The sequence below is a fragment of the Dickeya sp. MK7 genome, from assembly GCF_000406305.1.
Lineage (GTDB): Bacteria > Pseudomonadota > Gammaproteobacteria > Enterobacterales > Enterobacteriaceae > Dickeya > Dickeya fangzhongdai.
Genome location: NZ_CM001984.1, coordinates 733,438 through 753,627 on the forward strand (window position 1 = coordinate 733,438; position 20,190 = coordinate 753,627).

Sequence of the window (20,190 nt, forward strand, 5' to 3'; positions counted from 1 at the left end):
GATTATTATGCTGCGTGTTCTGGATGTATTACTGGCGCTGATTGGCTTGCTGTGTCTGTGGCCGGTGATGCTGATTGTTTATGTGTTGGGATTGTTTGATACCGGTTCGCCGGTTTTTATTCAGCAGCGGGTCGGCCGACATCAGCGCCCGTTTAACCTGATTAAGTTCCGCACGATGGCGGTGACGACCGAGTCAGTGGCGACGCACCTCGCCAGCCGCAGTGCCGTGACGCGATTAGGCGCGTTTTTGCGTAAAACCAAGCTGGATGAGTTGCCTCAGTTTATTAATGTGTTGAGAGGGGAGATGAGCCTGGTGGGGCCGCGTCCTTGTCTGTTTAACCAACAGGAACTGATTGCCGAACGTCAGGCGCGCGGCGTATTTGATGTGTTGCCGGGGATTACCGGGCTGGCGCAGGTTAACGCTATCGATATGTCTACGCCGCAGAAACTGGCGGAGTGGGATCAACGCATGATTCAGACCCTGTCGGTAAAACATTACTTCACTTATCTGGTGCAAACGGTGGTCGGCAAAGGTTCCGGCGATCGGGTGCGGTGAGAAAAAACGATGCCGGTCAAACCGGCATCGTAACTAACATCTCTTCATGGTGTGGAAGGATCACTTCACCGGGGCCAGCGCCGTCTGGTCCACGTAGGGTTTCATGATGGTGTCCGCTTCCTGCTGGGCGGCTTTGGCCGCCGCTTCCGGCGTGACTTTCTCGTCATTCACCACCGCGGCCAGCTGGTTTTCCATCGCTTTACGCACCGCTACGGTTTCATAGGTGGAGTACCACGGATGGGCATACTTCAACTGCTCCAGCGCGGTGGCGGCGCGCGGGTCTTTTTCCAGATAGGTTTTCATTTCCGGCGTGTCGTATGAGGCTTTGCGCGGCGAGAAATAGCCGGTGAAGCGGCTCCAGGCGCCGTTAACCTGCGGGCTGACCAGATAGCTCAGGAACTGGTAGGCGGCCTTTTTCTGCTCGTCGGAAATACCTTTGAAGCTTACCAGGCTGGCGCCGCCGATCGGTACCGCGCGCTGCTCTTTGGCGGGCAGCATCGCCACGCCCAGTTCAAAGTCTTTGGTGTTTTCACGCATAAAACCCAGCGCGCCGGTGCTCAGCATTGCCATGCCGAGTTTGCCGGAGAAGAACGCAGCGCTGATTTGCTTGGAATCCAGTACGCCGGACGGCATCACGTTGTCTTTGTAGATCAGGTTTTGCCAGAAGCGCAGCGCGCCGATGGTCGTCGGGGTGTTGTAGTAGACCTCGCCCGGATAGTCCTCGTTGAAGTAGTTGCCGCCGTTGGCGCGCACCAGCGAGGAGAAAATCCAGCCGCCGTAGTCGTCGTTGGTGGACGGCAGCATGATGCCCCACTGGCCTTTGCTCTGGTCGGTCAGCTTTTTGGCGTCTTCCAGCAGCGCCTGCCAGGTTTGCGGCGCCTGAGCGATGCCGGCTTTTTCGAACATCGTCTTGTTGTAATAGAGGATCGGCGTCGAGTTGTGGAACGGAATGGCGTACGTTACGCCCATCACCTGCGCGTTCTTGTGCATGGCCGGCCAGAATTCGTTGGTCAAAAACGTACCGGCTTTTTCGTTGCCGAATTTGAACAGTTCGTCCATCGGCAGGATTTCGTTTTTCAGCGCCAGATCGGTGGTGAAGTTGGCGGACATGATCACCAGCGCGGGCGGCTGGCCGGCTTTCTGCGCCGCTTCCGCTTTCATTTTGGTGGTGTCGTAGTTACCGGTGAAAATCCCCCGCACTTCTACATCCTGCTGGGAACTGTTGAATTCTTTGATGATGCGGGTCATTTCCATCGTCAGTTTGCCGTCCACCGGGGCTGGAAACATGAAATCGATGTTCTGTTTGGCCAGCGCCGAACCGGCGAAGGCCAGCGTGATGCCGAGGGTGAGCGCCTGTAACCGCTGTTTCAGGGGCTTATGCATGGGGGATCTCCTGGTATACGTTCTGCTGTGTATCAGCATGAAAAAGATGAACATCAAAAGGTGAAAAACCGAGGCTGACGGTATCGCCGACCATCGGGGCGTCGCCGCGGTTTTTGCGGCTGTAGCGTAGTTCGCCAATCGGCGTGCTGATGTGCAGCAGATAGTCCGCGCCCATCAATTCTCGTTGCGTCACGGTGCCGGGCAGACGCAGCGTATGCTGTTCGGTTTCCGGAGCATCGGTAAGGTGTTCCGGGCGGATGCCGAAAATCACCTGCTGGAGCTGGCCGGCGTGCGGCGGCAGAGGAAGCGCTTGCTCACCCACCTGCACCGCGCCGCCTGCGCAAGGCAGCGTAATAAGGTTCATGGCGGGCGAACCGATGAAACTCGCCACGAACCGGTTGGTCGGGAAGGCATACAACTGCTCCGGCGTGCCGACCTGCTGGACTTCGCCGTTGTTCATCACCACGATGCGATCCGCCATCGACATGGCTTCGGTCTGGTCGTGGGTGACGTAGACGGTGCTGGTTTTTAACTGCCGGTGCAGCGTCATGATGCCGTCGCGCACTTCGGTGCGCAGCCGGGCGTCCAGATTGGACAGCGGTTCATCCATCAGAAACAACCTGGGGTTGCGGACGATGGCGCGCGCCATCGCCACCCGCTGACGCTGGCCGCCGGACAGCTTGCCCGGTTTGCGGTCCAGCAGTTCGTCCAGTTGCAGCAACTGCGCCACTTTCTCCAGCCGGGGTTGCCAGCTCGCTTTCGGTTCATGGCGAATCTGCATGCCGAAGGTAATGTTGTCCTTCACCGTCAGGTGCGGAAACAGCGCGTAGTTCTGAAAAATCATCGCGAAGTTGCGCTCGCGCGGCGACCGGGCGGTGATGTCGTCGCCATCCAGCCAAATCTCGCCGTCGCTTACCGTTTCCAGCCCGGCCAGCAGGCGCAGCAGGGTGCTTTTGCCGCAGCCGGACGGCCCGACCAGCACCAGAAATTCGCCGTCGGCGATCTCCAGCGACAGCGAGCGCAGCGCCGGTTTGTCGTCAAATCGTTTGCTGACGTTGTGCAGTCGTAACGTAGCCATTAACGCTCATCCACCGGGCAACTGATGCTTTCGTTGTACAGCCACGGACCGGCGTAATGCGACAGCGGGTGCAGATAGCTGACCCACTGTTTGTCCACCAGACGGTGCATCAGACAGGCCGGCGGCGACATGTCGTAGTAAGGGCGAGTGTCTTCGTGATAGTAGGGCACCTGATGGACCGTACCCGGCACGGTGGCGATGATCGCCTGACGGTACTGGGTCATGATCAGGCAGTGGTTATGCCCGCAGAAAATGCGCACCAGCGATGGAAAACGCTCCACCAGTTCCAGCAGGCGGTGGCCGTTTTCGCAGGCGATGCGGTCCATTTGCGCGGAGCCGAGGGCGAGCGGCGGGTGGTGCATAAACACGGAGGTGGGCTTGTCATCACGCATCAGTTGCGCTTCCAGCCAGGCCAGCGTCTCTTCCGTCAGCCAGCCTTTGGAGGTGCCGGCGCGGCTGGAGTCGATGAACAGCAGCCGGGTGGCGAAATCGTCAATTGCGTAGCGCATATTCTGCGGGTCGTGGCCCAGTTGCGGGCACAACGGTTGCAGATACTCCAGAAAGTGGGTTTTGTCGTCGTGGTTGCCGGGGATGATGTACAGCGGGTAGGCCAGATTGCCCAGAATCTGGCGGGCCACCTGGTATTCCGACGGGCGACCGCAGTTGACGATATCGCCGCTAATCACCACCGCGTCCGGGCATTCGGTCAGGGCGTTAAGCTGCGACACCACGTCGGCGTTGCCGGCGTTGATGTCGATGAAATCGTACAGTTTCTGCCCTGGGCTTCGAAAATGGGTGTCGGAAATTTGCGCTAACAGCATGAAAAACTCCTTATTTTATTCCTGAGAAACCAAAACTTCTCAGGAACTGTTTTTGGAAAACGATAAACGCCAGCATCAGCGGCAGGCACACCATCAGCGTCCCGGCGCTGATCATTCCCCACTGGCCGCCGGATTCGGCGCCCATGGCGAATGACACCAGCCCAACGGTCAGCACCTGTTTGTCCGGGTCGTTGAGCATCATCAGCGGCCACAAATACTCGTTCCAGTGATAGGTAATGCTGACGGTGGCGAACGCCAGAATGGAGGGCCAGGACATCGGCAGCAGCACGCGGAATAACACCTGCCACCAGCGGCAGCCCTCCATCAGCGCGGCTTCTTCAATCTCTTTGGGAATAGCCAGAAACGCCTGACGCATCAGAAATACGCCAAACGCCGAGGTGAAATAGGGCATCATCACGCCGGTCAGGGTATTGAGCAGGCCAAAGGCCTTCAGCGTCATCATGTTGGGCACCATCATCACCACCGGCATGATCATCAACTGCACCAGAAACAGCAGGAATAGCGTCTGCTTGCCGCGAAACTCGTGGCAGGCGAAGACGTAACCGGCGGTGGTGATGGTCAGCAACTGGACGAAAAAGGTGCCGAAGGTAAAGAAAATGGTGTTGGCGTACAGGCTGAGCCAGTCGGCGCTCTGCCAGGCGTCGCGGAAGTTATCCAGCGTCAGCGGCCAGCGCGGCAACAGCGACGCCATTCCCACGCCAAAGGTGGTGGCGCTGAATGCCGACGAGAGCATCCAGATAAACGGGCTTATCCACAGCAGCGCGGCGCAGATCATCAACAGGCTCAGGGTCGCCCGGCGCGACTGGCGCCAGCGCAGCCATGCCGGCAAGGGCGCGCGGGTGGAACAGGCAACGGCGGGGGAGATCTCAACGCTCATAATGCGCCCCTTTCTCAAGCACTTTCAGGTTAATCAGCGAGAAAACGAACAGCCCCGCCAGCGTCAGGAAGGTAGCGGCCGAGGCTTTGCCGAGGTCGTGGGTGTCCCAGGCCAGGTTCTGGATGTAGTACAGCAACACGGTGGTGGCGTTGTCCGGCCCGCCGTGGGTCATCACCGCCACGTGGTCGATTTGGGTGATGGAGTAAATCAGCGCGGTGGTAATGACGAAACTCAGCGTTGGGCGCAGCAGCGGCAGCGTGACCCGGAAAAACACCTGCGTCGACGTGGCGCCTTCCATAATCGCGGCTTCGCGGGTGGACGGCGGGATGCTCTGCAAACCAGCCAGAAAGAACAGCATGTAGTAACCGGCGAATTTCCATACGCCAATCAGCGCAAGGGCGAGCAGCGCGCTGTTGCTGCGGCCCAGATAGTTGTTGTTCATCGGGCCGAACAGCTTGGCCAGATAGTAATCCAGAAGGCCGATGCCGGGCATGAAGATAAACAGCCACAGCGCGGCGGCGCTGACCATCGGGATGATCATCGGGAAAAAAAACGCGGTACGCAGCCAGCGGTTGACCGCGTGGTTTTCCCATAGCGCCACCGCCAGCAGCAACGCCAGCACCACGCCGGGGATCACCGTCAGCAGGATATAGGCCAGGTTATTGAACAGCGCGCGCCAGAATACGGCGTCATTCAGCAGGCGAACCACGTTTCCCAAACCGACGAACGGCGCGTCTGCGCCCGCCATACGGGTATCGAACAGGCTGTCATAAACGGAGCGCAACAGTGGAAAGTAGGTGAACAAGAGTAGGAACAGCAAAGAAGGCGACAGAATCACCCAGGGGAGCCAGTTTTTTTGCATGGTGATAGTTTTCGCATGGTGATGGTTAATGCCAGTCAACGGGTTTCGTAAAACGGAAGGCATATGCTGCGCAGGGAATACTGCAAGGGCATGGCAGGCCGGTGACGATTTGGTGACGAAGGTTTCCATAAAATAAAACTGTTGCTGATGGCTTGTACTGCGGCGGGAAAAAGCGTTTGATGATCCATTAAACGCTTTTATGGTTATTTACCGATTTATCCAGGAGGTTCTATGTCCGTTTCTGCACGAAATCAACTTAGTGGAACAGTGGCCAGCGTGGCGGAAGGCGCGGTCAATAGCGAAGTGGTGCTAACGTTGGAAAGCGGCGAGCAACTGACTACCGTGATTACCCGCAGCAGCGTGACGACGCTCGGACTGGCGCCGGGTAAAGCGGCGCTGGCGTTGATTAAGGCGCCGTGGGTGATTCTGGCTTCGGCCGATTGCGGCCTGAACTTCTCCGCCCGTAATCAGTTCAGCGGTACGATTGATGACGTGGTCAAAGGCGCGGTACACGCCACGGTGCATATCACCACCGCCAAAGGTCTGAAATTGACTGCCAGCGTCACCAACGAAAGTGTGGAAGAGATGGGATTGCAGGCCGGATCGGCGGTGATCGCCCTGATCAAGGCTTCCAGCGTCATTCTGGCGACCCGCGCCTGATGGCGAGCGGCAACGACATTGACGCCGCACACAATCTTTACACTCGAATCCCTCCTTTATTCGGTGGATTTCGGGTAATCTGAGTCGCTTTTTAGCGGCAGAGACGTGCGGCATGCGCCGGACTGTACTTTGCCGCACGTTTCTCCTCTTTTTTCACATTGACTGTGTTTTCTTCCGGGCTGCCTGGATAACGACAATGTCGTGCATGGTTAGTTTGTTAAAACTGGCTGGTATGGCAATCAAGAAGATATTCATAATGACTCAACAAACCTTTACCAGGGAATTGTTCCACCCCCGCTACTGGCTGCTGTGGTTCGGCCTTGCCGTGCTGTTTCTGCTGGTGCAGTTGCCTTATCCGCTGCTGATGCGGTTGGGCAGTCGACTGGGGCGTAGTTCCCGTCATTTTCTCAAGCGTCGGGTGAGTATTGCCCGCCGCAACCTGGAACTGTGCTTCCCCGATATGCCGGCATCACAACGTGAAGTGATGCTGGAGGCGAATTTCGCCTCGCTGGGGATGGCGCTGATGGAAACCGGCATGGCCTGGTTCTGGTCGGACAGACGAGTCAGAGCGTGGTTCGACGTCTCCGGCTTCGAGAACCTTCAGCAGGCCGGGCGCGAACAGCGCGGCGTGATGGTGATTGGCATTCATTTTATGTCGCTGGAACTGGGCGGCCGCGCTATGGGGCTGTGTCAGCCGATGATGGCGATGTACCGGCGGCATAACAATAAACTGATGGAACTGGTGCAGACCTGGGGGCGCTCCCGCTCCAACAAAGCGATGATCGACCGTAAGGATCTGCGCGGCATGGTGCAGGCGCTGAAAAGCGGCGAAGCGGTGTGGTTCGCTCCCGATCAGGATTACGGCCCGAAAGGCAGCGTGTTCGCGCCTTTCTTTGCGGTAGAGCAGGCGGCGACGACCTGCGGTACGGCCACCATCCATCGTCTGGCCAAACCGGCGATAATTACCACGGTACTGATTCGCAAGCCGAACCGGCAAGGGTATCAGCTGGTGATTGAGCCGGAACTGGAAGATTATCCGAGTCAGGATCAGCAGCAGGCGGCGCAGTACATGAATCGGGTGATTGAGCGGGAAATCCTGCGTGCGCCGGAACAGTATTTATGGCTGCACCGTCGCTTCAAGACCCGCCCGTGCGGCGAGGCGTCGCTGTACCGCTAAGGCCAGACGCAAAAAAAAGTGGCTGCCCGAAGGCAGCCACAAGAAGGAGAGAATGACTGATGATTAACGAAACAGCGCGTAGGGATTAACACCGCGGTAGGTTTTGCCCAGCGCTTTTAGGATTTGAGTGATTTGACGGACAATACTCATGGTGTTTCCCCCATACGCATAAAAGAATTATTGGTTGAAAGTACCGAAGTTGATGGTGAAGTTTTCAAACATGGCGATAATTTTGTGCAGCAGTTTCATTGTCGTATTCCTCTGTGTGATTCATTATTTCTGTGACGTTGTTCACGGTTTTAAAGATACACCCTGCTCAGGGAGTGGTCAACTTTTTTGTGACGCGCATCACAAAAAGATGAACGAGTAGTCTACTCTGACTGAACCGCGGTTTTATTTTCTTTCATACTCAAGATGTTGCTATTCGAACGGTGGCGAAGAGCCGTTGGTCTGATGATCGCGGCAACGGCATGCGGCGTTTGGTTTGCGTCATTTTCAGCGCGACCACGGCGTGAATGCGGGGAATAGCAGTTGAAATGGATGTCCCGAAGGCAGGATAATCTGCCGCCTCAACAACAACTGGCAGGATTCAGCCGCTTTGTAACGCAACGGTTAATCGTTTGCGTGTCAGGCTGGAGTGGGAAAACGGCAGGCTGTCCGGCGTCTGGCAAGGGGCGTCGAATCACACCGTTTTCACCGAATACTGGCCAAGTGCCGGTCACGGCGCTTGATAACCATAACGTTTGAACCATAACGTTTGATAACCATAAAACGACATTTCAGGGGATACACCATGTCCAATACCACTCGTCAGGCTGACGATGCGGCTCGTCCCGCAGGCGCGCTTGATGCCTTTTTCAAGATTACGCAGCGCGGCAGCAGCGTTCGTCAGGAAGTGCTGGCGGGCCTGACTACTTTTCTGGCGATGGTTTACTCGGTCATCGTCGTACCGGGCATGCTGGGTAAAGCCGGATTTCCGCCCGCAGCGGTGTTTGTGGCGACCTGTCTGGTGGCCGGGTTCGGTTCACTGCTGATGGGATTGTGGGCCAACCTGCCGATGGCGATCGGTTGTGCGATTTCGCTGACCGCGTTTACCGCCTTCAGTCTGGTGCTGGGCCAGCATATCAGCGTGCCGGTCGCGCTGGGCGCCATCTTCATGATGGGCGTGCTGTTTACCGTGATTTCCGCTACCGGCATCCGCTCCTGGATCCTGCGCAACCTGCCGATGGGCGTGGCGCATGGCGCAGGCATTGGTATCGGGTTGTTCCTGCTGATTATCGCCGCCAACGGCATTGGTCTGGTGATCAAGAACCCGATCGACGGCTTGCCGGTGGCGCTGGGTCACTTCACCGCGTTTCCGGTGATAATGTCGCTGATCGGTCTGGCTGCTACTATCGGTCTTGAAAAACGCCGCGTGCCGGGCGGGATCCTGCTGGTGATCGTCGCCATTTCAGTCATCGGTCTGATTTTTGACCCGAACGTGAAATATCAGGGGCTGTTCGCCCTGCCGAGCCTGACCGATGCTAACGGCCAGTCGCTGATTTTCAGCCTCGACATCAAGGGCGCGTTGCAGCCGGTAGTGCTGCCGAGCGTGCTGGCGCTGGTGATGACGGCGGTGTTTGACGCCACCGGCACCATTCGCGCAGTGGCCGGGCAGGCCAACCTGCTGGACAAAGACGGCCAGATTATCAATGGCGGCCGCGCGCTGACCGCCGACTCCGTCAGCAGCATTTTCTCCAGTCTGGTGGGAACGTCGCCGGCGGCGGTCTACATTGAGTCCGCAGCGGGTACTGCCGCAGGCGGTAAAACCGGTCTGACCGCGACCGTAGTGGGCGTGCTGTTCCTGCTGATCCTGTTCCTGTCGCCGCTGTCTTATCTGGTGCCGGCTTATGCCACGGCGCCGGCGCTGATGTATGTCGGGTTGCTGATGCTGAGCAACGTCTCCAAACTGGATTTCAACGACTTTGTCGACGCCATGTCCGGCCTGGTGTGCGCGGTATTCATCGTGCTGACCTGTAACATCGTCACCGGCATCATGCTGGGCTTTGGCTCTCTGGTATTAGGCCGTCTGTTCTCTGGCGAATGGCGTAAACTCAATCTCGGCACCGTGATTATCGCCGTAGCGTTGGTGGTATTTTACGCCGGCGGCTGGGCGCTCTAAGCCGTCTTTTATTCCACACCATGTAATAAGGGGAACGCGGGTTCCCCTTTTTTGTTTCTCTGTGCCGAAAGCGCTGTTTTTTTGTCTTCGATTCCTGTTCATTGCTTTGTATCTTGTTATTATTTCAACAGATCATCCACCGGATGGTGCAGTCGGCGCCCGATGGCAGCTACCCGACCTCCTTTCATGTAACGGCAAGCAACCAGGGAACACATGGAAATATTTTTCACCATTCTGATTATGACGCTGATCGTTTCTCTTTCAGGCGTAGTGACGCGCATCCTGCCTTTCCAGATACCGCTGCCGCTGATGCAGATCGCTCTGGGCGCCATGCTGGCTTGGCCGCAATTCGGTCTGCATGTCGATTTCAATCCCGAGTTGTTTATGGTGCTGTTTATTCCGCCGTTGCTGTTCGCCGACGGCTGGAAAACCTCGACACGCGAGTTCCTGCACCATATGCGTGAAATTCTGGGACTGGCGCTGGTGCTGGTGGTGATTACCGTGGTGGGTATCGGTTACCTGCTGCACTGGATGATCCCGGAAATGCCGCTGGTGGCCGCCTTTGCGCTGGCTGCCGTCCTGTCTCCTACCGATGCGGTGGCCCTGTCCGGTATCGTTGGTGAAGACCGGATCCCGAAAAAGCTGATGGGGATCCTGCAGGGCGAGGCGCTGATGAACGACGCCTCGGCGCTGGTGTCGCTCAAGTTTGCGGTGGCGATCGCCATGGGAACTATGGTGTTCACGGTTTCCGGCGCGACGCTGGCGTTTTTGCAGGTGGCGCTGGGCGGCCTGCTGGCCGGGATCGGCGTTACCTGGGTGTACAGTAAATCCCTGTCGTTGCTCGGCCATCAGAACGATGACGATGCCGCCACCCAAATCGTATTACTGCTGCTGTTGCCGTTCGCCGCCTACCTGATCGCCGAACATTTCGGCGTATCGGGCATTCTGGCGGCGGTGGCGTCGGGGATGACCATCAGCCGAACCCAGCTGTTGCGGCAGGCGCCGCTCAACATGCGGCTGCGCGCCAACGGCGTGTGGAACATGCTGGAGTTTGTGTTCAACGGCATGGTGTTCCTGATGTTGGGGCTGCAATTGCCCGGCGTGATTGAAGAGTCGATTGTGCAGGCGGAGCTGGATCCGACCATCGAAACCTGGATGCTGTTCGCCGATATCGCCTTGATCTACTGCGCCTTGCTGTTGCTGCGGTTTGCCTGGCTGTGGCTGATGAAGCTCTACAGCCGTTATGTACAGAACAAACGCCCGATGCTGTTCGCCGACTACACCTCGCGCGAGATCTGGATCAGCACCTTTGCCGGCGTACGGGGCGCCATCACGCTGGCGGGTGTGCTGTCCATTCCGCTGTTTCTGAGCAGCGGCGAGCCGTTCCCATCCCGCTATCAACTGGTGTTTATCGCCACCGGCGTGATTCTGTTTTCACTGCTGTGCGGTGTGATGGCGCTACCGCTGCTGCTCAGGGGCATTACGCTGACCGACCACAGCGTACAGAAAAAAGAGGAACGCATCGCGCGGGTAACGATGGCGCAGGTCGCTATCGATAGCCTGAAGAAAATGCAGGAGCGACTGGCGGCGGACCGGGAAGAGAACCTGGACGATCAGGTGCTGGCGGAGGTGAGCGCGCGCGTCATCGGTATGTTGCATCGTCGCGTGGCGGGCACCGACGAGCTGGAAAACAACATGGCGGTGGAGAATCTGGAACGGCGCTTCCGTCTGGCCGCCGTCAGCGCAGAGCGCGCCGAACTGTATCACCTGCGCGCCACGCAGCGCATCAGCAACGAAACGTTGCAGAAAATGCTGCGCGAACTGGATTTGCTGGAAGCGGTACTCAGCGAGAAAGTGTAAAAAAAACCGGGGAGCACGCTCCCCGGTTGTCGTGAGTATTGTGGAACTTAGTGAGATGACCCTTTGGAGATGCCAAGGCCGGTTTGCGAACGGATGAACTGTGCCTTGAATTTGCCGCGTTCTTCGACGGCGTTGGCTGAATTGTCGGTAATCGAGAAAAACCAGATACCGATAAACGCCACCAGCATCGAGAACAGCGCCGGGTATTCATACGGGTAAATCGGGCTGGCGTGACCGAGGATTTTCACCCAGATGGTCGGCCCAAGCACCATCAGCACTATCGCTGTCAGCAGCCCGGCCCAGCCGCCGATCATGGCGCCGCGGGTGGTCAGTTTGGACCAGTACATCGACAGCAGGATAATCGGGAAGTTACAGCTGGCGGCAATCGAGAACGCCAGTCCCACCATAAAGGCGATATTCTGATTTTCGAACAGAATACCCAGCAGGATGGCGATGATCCCCAACGCCAGCACCGTGAGTTTCGATACCTTCAGTTCGTCGCGCTCGGTAGCCTGACCCTTCTTGATGACGTTCGAATACAGGTCATGCGATACGGCTGATGCGCCGGCCAGCGTCAGCCCGGCCACCACCGCCAGAATGGTGGCGAAGGCCACGGCGGAGATAAAGCCGAGGAAGAAGTTACCGCCTACCGCATTCGCCAGATGTATCGCCGCCATATTGTTGCCGCCGATCAGCGCGCCGGCGGCGTCTTTGAACGCCGGGTTGGCGCCTACCAGCAGAATCGCGCCGAAACCGATGATGAAGGTCAGGAAGTAGAAATACCCCATAAACCCGGTGGCAAAGAACACGCTTTTGCGTGCTTCACGGGCATCGCTGACGGTGAAGAAACGCATCAGGATATGCGGCAGGCCGGCGGTGCCGAACATCAGCCCCAACCCGAGCGACAGCGCGGAAATCGGGTCGGACACCAGCCCGCCGGGTTTCATGATCGCAATACCTTTCGCGTGAACCTTGGTCGCTTCGGTGAACAGGCTATCGAAGCTGAAGTTCACCGTTTTCAGCACCATGATCGCCATGAAGGTGGCGCCGCACAGCAACAACACCGCTTTGATGATTTGTACCCAGGTGGTGGCCAGCATGCCGCCAAACAGCACGTACATCACCATCAGAATACCGACCAGCACCACCGCGATGTGGTAATTCAGCCCGAACAGCAACTGAATGAGCTTGCCGGCGCCTACCATCTGGGCAATCAGGTACAGCGCCACCACCACCAGCGAGCCGCAGGCGGACAGCGTCCGAATCGGTTTTTGCTGTAACCGGTAGGAGGCGACGTCGGCGAACGTATAGCGGCCCAGATTGCGTAACCGCTCTGCAATCAGGAACAGGATGATCGGCCAGCCCACCAGAAAGCCGAGCGAGTAGATCAGGCCGTCAAAGCCGGAGGTGTAGACCAGCGCCGAAATGCCGAGGAACGAGGCCGCGGACATATAGTCGCCGGCAATCGCCAGCCCGTTCTGAAAGCCGGTGATGTTGCCGCCCGCGGTGTAGTAATCGCTACGCGAGCGGGTGCGTTTGGAAGCCCAGTAGGTGATGTAGAGCGTTGCCGCTACAAACAGTACGAACAGTGCGATGGCCTGAATATTCAGTGGTTGCTTCTGGACGTTGCCGGAAACGGCATCCGCCGCCTGCGCCCATATCGGTAGCCCCAGCAAAGCGGTCAGCAGGAAAATGCGGCTTTTCATTTTTGCACCTCGTTGAGCAACTCTTTGGTCAGGCGGTCAAATTCGCCATTGGCGCGGTAGACATAAATACCGGTAAGCACAAAAGAGATAACGATGAGCCCAATACCCAACGGGATGCCGCGGGTCGTCCCCGCGCCGGGCGCGATCGGCGTCCCCAGCCAACCCGGCGCAAAGGCGATCAACAGAATGAAACCGACGTACAACACCAGCATGATCAGTGAAAGAAAGGCGGCAAAGCGCTGCCGTTTCTGGATCAGTTCTTTAAATAGCGGGTTATCTTCAATCCGTTGATAAATGAGATCATTCATCATAAATCTCCAGTCAGATAAGTCGCGTCGCCCTTACGGGCGGCTGTTTTTTTAGGTGCCACCACACACCAGACGGCGTAATGCGATCTGGTGCGGGGGCGCTGTTTTATCAGATGACAGTTAGGACGGTGTGTGATTCATGGCTTGTTTTTCTTCCAGCAGTTTCTCTACCACGCCAGGATCGGCGAGGGTGGAGATATCCCCAAGATTGCTGGTATCCCCGGCTGCAATCTTGCGCAGAATACGGCGCATGATTTTGCCGGATCGGGTTTTCGGTAGCGCATCGGTCCAGTGCAGGATATCCGGGGTGGCGATGGGGCCGATCTCTTTACGTACCCAGTTGCGCACTTCGGTATACAGCTCGCTGGTAGGTTCTTCACCGTGATTCAGGGTGATATAGGCATAGATCGCCTGCCCCTTGAGGCTGTGCGGAATGCCGACCACCGCCGCTTCGGCGATTTTCGGGTGCGAAACCAGCGCGGATTCGATTTCCGCCGTTCCCAGCCGGTGGCCGGAAACGTTCAGCACGTCGTCCACGCGGCCGGTGATCCAGTAATAGCCGTCTTCGTCGCGGCGTGCGCCGTCGCCGCTGAAATACATGCCTTTGAAGGTGGAGAAATAGGTCTGTTCAAAGCGCTCGTGGTCGCCAAACAGCGTGCGCGCCTGACCGGGCCAGGAGTCGGTAATCACCAGATTACCTTCGCAGGCGCCGTCCTGCGGGTTGCCGAGGTTGTCCACCAGCGCCGGTTGCACCCCGAAGAACGGCAACGTCGCCGATCCCGGTTTGGCTTCGATGGCGCCCGGCAGCGGGGTGATCATGAATCCCCCGGTTTCCGTCTGCCACCAGGTGTCGACGATCGGGCAGCGGCTATTGCCGATTTTCCGGAAGTACCATTCCCAGGCTTCCGGGTTGATGGGTTCCCCCACCGAGCCCATGATTTTGAGCGACTGACGCGAGGTGCCTTCTATCGCCTTGTCGCCGTCCGCCATCAGCGCGCGAATGGCGGTGGGCGCGGTATACAGAATATTGACCTGGTGTTTGTCCACCACTTGCCCCATACGGCTGGCGGTAGGCCAGTTGGGTACGCCTTCAAACATCAGCGTAATAGCGCCGCAGGCCAGCGGGCCGTACAACAGGTAACTGTGACCGGTGACCCAACCGACGTCGGCGGTACACCAGTAAATGTCGCCGGGGTGATAATCGAACACATATTTAAAAGTGGTGGCGGCGTACACCAGATACCCGCCGGTGGTGTGCAACACCCCTTTGGGTTTACCGGTGGAGCCGGAGGTATACAGGATAAACAGCGGATCTTCGGCGTTCATTTCTTCCGGCGGGCAATGATCGTCCGCCTGAGCGATCAATTCGTGCCACCACAGATCCCGATCGTTTTGCCAACTGCCGGGATTGCCAGTGCGGCGGAATACGATCACATGATTGACGCTGGTGACCGCCGGGTTGCGCAGGGCTTCATCAATGTTCTTTTTCAGCGGAATTGCCCGCCCGGCGCGAATGCCTTCATCGGCGGTGACCACCAGTTTGGCGTTGGAATCGACAATACGGCCGGCGATGGACTCCGGGGAGAATCCACCGAAGATCACCGAATGCACGGCGCCGACGCGGGCGCAGGCCAGCATCGCCACGGCGGCTTCCGGCACCATCGGCATATAAATAGCGACCACGTCGCCTTTACGGATACCTTTGGATTTCAGTACGTTGGCGAAACGACAAACCGCCTGATACAGCTCGCGGTAAGTGACTTTTTTGCTTTCTCCGGCGTCGTCGCCTTCCCAGATGATCGCGGTTTGATCACCCAGCGTGTCGAGATGGCGATCGAGGCAGTTGGCCGCTACATTTAATGTACCGTCCTCGAACCAGCGGATACGGACATGGCCCGGGTCAAAAGAGGTGTTTTTAACCCGTTGATAGGGTTTGATCCAATCAACGATCTTGCCTTGTTCCCGCCAGAAGGCATCAGGATCCTGCACAGATTCCTGATACATCTTTTTATATTGTTCGGCGGTGATTAAGGCGTTTTCCGCAATGGCGGCGGGTATAGGGTGCTTATTATATTGGCTCATAGCGCTTCTCCTTAAACATTGTTAATATTATGTCAATCAATAGTTAATAACAGTGAGCCATTAACATTTGTTTCTTTTTTGCGCGATGGATCACGCATTGCAGGAAAGAGCTGAGACGTTTGCTTTTAAAGATAGTCTGAGTTGGCGGCGGCATGCGCAGGAAGCAGCCAAAGCACACAAGTTTGTGCGACTTTGCTCACATTTTTGTTACTTATGTGTCGTTCTTTGAATTCGTAAAGGGAATAGTTAATGAAAATGACTATTTCATCGACATTAACTATCATTAATAAGAATTTGATCGGACGATATGATCAAACAAGCAAAAGATCGGCCTTATTTGGACGATCGACTCCCGGCGAAAGCAGATATAGTGCTAATGATCCCTAAAAGGGTGACATTTAATGCCTCTATTTCGTTACGAAATTGTTTTGGTTGTAAACAATTTGTAGGCAATAAATGGGCTGATTATTGTGATAGATAATTTCGACTTTCAGTCCGCCGGAAGACGTGGGATATAATTTACCAAAGTATAATATCTATATTGTTTGGACTGCATAATAACGCAGGAAATTAAGTTCTTGCTCAGAACACCCTTTGTCCTAGTTGGCTGAATTCTAATTATATCAACGGTTTAATTATTGCATTTACCAGGTAATTTATCTGGTTGACTTTAAAACTATCCCCGGACTCCCCGAGCCGTCCACATTTAGGCAGCTTCAGGGGGGATAGATTTCACATAGCAAGAAGCAGAGGACATATGAGTCTGATATTTGGGCAGAATGAGATCATGAGTATGTTAAGCGCCCCTGTTCACAATGATAGACGAGCGATCGCAGTCATTGATGACAAATGCAAGATACTCTGCGCGAATTCCGCATTTAATGCACATTTTGGTTTGCGCACCGGCACCACAACGCCGGCTTCCATTGACGAAGTGCTCCCGGTGAATGTGCGGTTCGCGTATCAGGATTTCATGACCAACAACGATCTGCTCAGTACACATGTCGCCTGGGATCTCCTGTCTGACGGGTTTGCCAAAAAGCCGCTCAGTACGCTCTCGTTTTCCAAGTTGAATGTGGAAGATCGGGTATTGTCGCTGTTAATCCTCAACCAGGATGATGGCGACATCACCACAACCATGGCGTCATGACGCCGGATGTCCGGAAATTAAACGCACACCGTATCAATTCATTCATTGATGTGATTTTTTTGTGTTTTCATGTCGGCTATTATCAAGCGTCCTAACGATAGCGCTATTCTCTTTCTTTTTGTGTTGTTTTTATATCGATACGTTTCGATACCTCACTCCACGATCAAGCGAATAACAAATCCATATTTAAATACACTTCTTAGCGTTAAGTGTCTTTTTTACATAATCCATAATAAAATGGACAACAGAAAAAGATTCTTTTTTTACTCACCTTCAATAATGGCGACATAACGTTGCAAGGCTAATTATTCGCGGCTTGTTCGGGTTATTTTGCCGGAATATCGCAGCGCTAAAGGCGCTTTATTCCCGCTTGTCGCGGTGTAGCCGCCCGTTGAATCAGAAGCTGCGCGAAAATTTTTTTGATCGGCGGTTCCCTTTTGGCGTGACTGGTTTGGCATAGCAATCAGGTGGTGCCTGGGACGTGATGCGGTTGTGTCCCTGGTCGATGCATGAGTGCGGTGAATAGACACCGCCAACGGCGTTAAAGACCACATGATTGATGCTGAAAATTCGATACTGAAGGGGAATCACTATGTTGACATATCGTACCCGCCTGCTTCGGGCCGGGGTGCTGGGGCTATCCGTGTATGCGGCGCTGCCCGTGGGGGTGAGTCAGGCGGCATCGGCCAACGCCGTCACCCGGACTTACGCCGTTTCCGCCGGGCCGTTGAACCAGGTGCTGAATCAGTTTGCACAGCAATCCGGGGTACTGCTTTCTTACGATCCGGCGCTGACCCAGGGAAAAGCCAGTCAGGGCCTGCGTGGTTCCTTCAGTGTTGAGCAAGGGTTTCAGTCCATCCTGACCAATAGTGGTCTGCAGGCGCAGGTTGGCGCGGATGGAACGGTTACGCTGGCGAAGCAGACGACGGCAACGCCCGCCGCCGCGCCGGCGAACACAGCCGCCAAAAACGAGCAGATAGTGGTGACCGCGCCGCCAAATACCGCCCTGAAGCTGGACACGCCCTTGTCGGAAACGCCCCGCGCCGTCGCAGTCGTGAACGCACAGCAGATTGAAGAGCGCGGCGCCAAGAAGATCGATCAGGCATTGCGTTACAGCGCGGGCGTGCTGGCGACGCCCTACGGGCCGGACAATAAGACCGAATGGCTGGTGATCCGCGGCTTCAGCGATCTTTCCCGCTTCCAGAATGGGCTGGCTACCCTGAACGAAGACGGGTTTTATACTCAGCAGTTGGAACCGTTCGGCGTGGAACGCATTGAGGTACTGAAAGGCCCGGCATCGGTGCTGTATGGTCAGAATCCGCCGGGCGGGCTGGTGAATGTGATCACCAAGCGTCCGACGCGTCTGCCGCAGGGTCAGGTATCGGTGGAGTACGGCTCCAATGACTACCGTCAGCTGGCGGTGGACAGCTCCGGCCCGCTGAACGACGACGGCACGGTGCTGTACCGGGTGGTCGGCACCGCGCGCGATACGTCCGGCGAAGTGGATTTTGCCGACAGCAAGCGGTTTTACCTCGCGCCCAGCCTGACTTTCCTGATGGGCGACAATACCGAACTGACGCTGTTGAGCAGCTACATGGATACCCGTTCCGGGATGACCAATGGCTTCAAGACGCCCTACGGCACCCTGCACGACACGCCCTACGGCAAGGTTGGCTACAAGACCTCGCTGGGGGAACCGAGCCTGAACCGGTTCGATAGCCGCCAACTGAACCTCGGGTATGAGTTCACGCACCACCTGAACGATACCTGGACCTTCCACCAGAACACGAACTACACCTACCTGAACATGGACCTGCGCGGGGTCTATGCCATGGGCCAACTGGACGATCGTACCGTTAATCGTGGGCTGACCTACCGCGACGGCTTTGCGCAGAATTGGTCGGTGGATAACCGCATGGTAGGCGAATGGCGCTGGGGCGATATCGACAATACCCTGTTGCTGGGCGTTGACTACCGTCGCGCCAATACCCAGAGCCGCGATGCGGATCTGTCGCCGTACAACGCCTCGCTCTACCAGTTCAACAGCGCGCCGCTGGACATTTTCAGCCCGGTCTATGGCCGTTACACCCTGAGCGATAACCAGCTGTCCAATCACCGTTCTGGTCGTCATCAGAACGGTTACTATGTGCAGAACCAGATCAAGTATGACGATCGTCTGATCCTGCTGCTGGGCGGCCGTTACGACGACGCCAAATCCTACACGCGCAACACGATCATGGGGATCGACTCCCGCACCAGCGACACCAAGTTCACCAAAACGGCTGGCGCGATGTACCTGTTTGATAACGGCATTTCGCCGTATGTCAGCTATGCCGAGTCGTTCCAGCCGCTGGCGGATTATGACGCCTATGGCAACCAGTACAAGCCGACCATGGGCAAACAGACGGAAGTGGGGGTGAAGTATACCCCGCAAGGGTTCAACGGTTATGCCTCGGCGGCGCTGTATAACCTGCGTCAGGAAAATATCCTGACCACCGACGTCAATAACCCGAGCCGTCAGGTGCAGTCGGGCGAAGCGCGTTCCCGTGGGATCGAGCTTGAACTGAGCGGTGAAGTGTATAAAGGCGTGACGTTAACCAGCAACTACACCTATAACAATGTGGAAACCACCCAATCCGGCGTAGCGGGAGAAAACGGCAAGCGGCTGCCGGGGTTACCGGAACATATGTTCTCCACCTGGGTGAGCTACGCGTTCAGCGGTCCGCTGGAAGGGCTGACCGTCGGCAGCGGCGTGCGCTACATCGGCAGTTCCTACGGCGACCGTCTGGAAAGCGCCAGCCTGAAAGTCCCGGCGTATACGCTGTGGGATGCGATGATCGCCTACGATGTGACCAAGAACTGGCGCGTGCAGGTTAACGCGACCAATCTGGCGGATCATCACTATGTCAGCGCCTGTAATTTCTGGTGTTATTACGGAGAAGGGCGTGATATTACCGCCAATGTGACGTATCGCTGGTAATTACCCTAAATAATTCGAGTTGCAGGACAACTCGCTCGCGTGTTGAACAATGCAATGCGCTGGCCCTTAGGGCAAGGCTCATTAAGAGCCTTGCAACGCGGCAACCGAGCGAGGGCCGCCAACGCGCCTGCAACTTGAAGTATGACGGGTATAAACGATGCATCAGGCAGTATCCCGTTATATTTAACGGCGGGATATTGCCTCTTACATGCAATATTTATCATCTGATTAATCGACGTCATATTTATATATTCCCGCAGGTTGCAGGCTAATAAAAAAATAAATGAATTAACCAGGGTATACGCCTGAACCAACGTCGCTGCTGCAGGTGTTCCGACGGCGCCAGTCATACCGATACCAGCCTGCCGTGATGCGTCACGGTGCACTTCCAATTGATAAATTGTCTTTATCTATAACGACATTGGCCCTTCCGGTAGTTGCGCCTTGCCTGCCTCGCTCCCGCCTGTCTCCTGCCTGTCTTTAACCTTTCAAATGATAAGGGATAGAT

Annotated in this window: 15 protein-coding genes; 7 read left to right on the plus strand and 8 right to left on the minus strand. The window is 56.3% G+C overall.

Annotated elements, in window-relative coordinates:
- Window positions 1–7 precede the first annotated feature (7 nt).
- On the plus strand, window positions 8–556 hold the full coding sequence (locus DXXMK7_RS03425) for a sugar transferase (RefSeq protein ID WP_038917867.1): 549 nt from the start codon (window positions 8–10) through the stop codon (window positions 554–556).
- A gap of 60 nt (window positions 557–616) precedes the next feature.
- Here the strand turns inward: DXXMK7_RS03425 and DXXMK7_RS03430 are convergent, their stop codons facing one another.
- From DXXMK7_RS03430 to DXXMK7_RS03450, 5 genes are read right to left on the minus strand one after another with little or no spacing between them, the layout of a single operon-like run.
- Window positions 617–1,939 carry an ABC transporter substrate-binding protein gene (locus DXXMK7_RS03430; RefSeq protein ID WP_038917868.1) on the minus strand — a complete coding sequence of 441 codons (1,323 nt, stop codon included), beginning with the start codon at window positions 1,937–1,939 and terminating at the stop codon, window positions 617–619.
- Window positions 1,932–3,017, minus strand: coding sequence for an ABC transporter ATP-binding protein (locus tag DXXMK7_RS03435; protein WP_038917869.1), 1,086 nt, complete (start codon window positions 3,015–3,017; stop codon window positions 1,932–1,934). Before DXXMK7_RS03435 ends, DXXMK7_RS03430 begins: the two co-directional genes overlap by 8 nt.
- Window positions 3,017–3,838 carry a phosphodiesterase gene (locus tag DXXMK7_RS03440; protein WP_038917870.1) on the minus strand — a complete coding sequence of 274 codons (822 nt, stop codon included), beginning with the start codon at window positions 3,836–3,838 and terminating at the stop codon, window positions 3,017–3,019. The genes DXXMK7_RS03435 and DXXMK7_RS03440 overlap by 1 nt, the downstream gene beginning before the upstream one ends.
- A gap of 10 nt (window positions 3,839–3,848) precedes the next feature.
- Window positions 3,849–4,736 (minus strand): carbohydrate ABC transporter permease, encoded by an 888-nt coding sequence (locus DXXMK7_RS03445; RefSeq protein WP_038917871.1) that lies wholly within the window; start codon window positions 4,734–4,736, stop codon window positions 3,849–3,851.
- Window positions 4,726–5,598 carry a carbohydrate ABC transporter permease gene (locus tag DXXMK7_RS03450; RefSeq protein WP_038917873.1) on the minus strand — a complete coding sequence of 291 codons (873 nt, stop codon included), beginning with the start codon at window positions 5,596–5,598 and terminating at the stop codon, window positions 4,726–4,728. The genes DXXMK7_RS03445 and DXXMK7_RS03450 overlap by 11 nt, the downstream gene beginning before the upstream one ends.
- Before the next feature lie 231 nt (window positions 5,599–5,829).
- Between DXXMK7_RS03450 and DXXMK7_RS03455 the strand changes: the two genes are divergently transcribed.
- The 4 genes from DXXMK7_RS03455 (at window position 5,830) to DXXMK7_RS03470 (ending at window position 11,456) form a co-directional block, all read left to right on the plus strand.
- On the plus strand, window positions 5,830–6,258 hold the full coding sequence (locus tag DXXMK7_RS03455) for a molybdopterin-binding protein (RefSeq protein WP_038917874.1): 429 nt from the start codon (window positions 5,830–5,832) through the stop codon (window positions 6,256–6,258).
- Window positions 6,259–6,511: 253 nt separating this feature from the next.
- Complete coding sequence (gene lpxP, locus DXXMK7_RS03460; RefSeq protein ID WP_100850402.1) at window positions 6,512–7,435, plus strand: kdo(2)-lipid IV(A) palmitoleoyltransferase; 924 nt, start codon at window positions 6,512–6,514, stop codon at window positions 7,433–7,435.
- A gap of 793 nt (window positions 7,436–8,228) precedes the next feature.
- Window positions 8,229–9,596: an NCS2 family permease gene (locus DXXMK7_RS03465; RefSeq protein WP_038662216.1), complete on the plus strand. Its 1,368-nt coding sequence runs from the start codon at window positions 8,229–8,231 to the stop codon at window positions 9,594–9,596.
- 213 nt (window positions 9,597–9,809) lie between these two features.
- A complete protein-coding gene (locus DXXMK7_RS03470; RefSeq protein WP_038662213.1) occupies window positions 9,810–11,456 on the plus strand; it encodes a Na+/H+ antiporter in 1,647 nt (548 codons plus the stop codon).
- A 47-nt stretch (window positions 11,457–11,503) separates the two neighbouring features.
- Here DXXMK7_RS03470 and actP read toward each other — a convergent pair whose 3' ends face one another.
- The 3 genes from actP to acs form a co-directional block, all read right to left on the minus strand.
- The gene (gene actP, locus DXXMK7_RS03475) at window positions 11,504–13,162 is read right to left on the minus strand and encodes a cation/acetate symporter ActP (protein WP_038917877.1); all 1,659 of its coding nucleotides are present in this window, start codon (window positions 13,160–13,162) and stop codon (window positions 11,504–11,506) included.
- Window positions 13,159–13,470: a DUF485 domain-containing protein gene (locus DXXMK7_RS03480; RefSeq protein WP_038917878.1), complete on the minus strand. Its 312-nt coding sequence runs from the start codon at window positions 13,468–13,470 to the stop codon at window positions 13,159–13,161. Before DXXMK7_RS03480 ends, actP begins: the two co-directional genes overlap by 4 nt.
- 120 nt (window positions 13,471–13,590) lie before the next feature.
- The gene (gene acs / locus DXXMK7_RS03485; protein ID WP_038917880.1) at window positions 13,591–15,552 is read right to left on the minus strand and encodes an acetate--CoA ligase; all 1,962 of its coding nucleotides are present in this window, start codon (window positions 15,550–15,552) and stop codon (window positions 13,591–13,593) included.
- 757 nt (window positions 15,553–16,309) lie between these two features.
- On the opposite strand from acs, the gene DXXMK7_RS03490 reads away from it, so the two are divergent.
- Complete coding sequence (locus DXXMK7_RS03490; protein WP_033569682.1) at window positions 16,310–16,702, plus strand: hypothetical protein; 393 nt, start codon at window positions 16,310–16,312, stop codon at window positions 16,700–16,702.
- A 592-nt stretch (window positions 16,703–17,294) separates the two neighbouring features.
- A complete protein-coding gene (locus tag DXXMK7_RS03495; RefSeq protein WP_038917881.1) occupies window positions 17,295–19,682 on the plus strand; it encodes a TonB-dependent siderophore receptor in 2,388 nt (795 codons plus the stop codon).
- Window positions 19,683–20,190 lie beyond the last annotated feature (508 nt).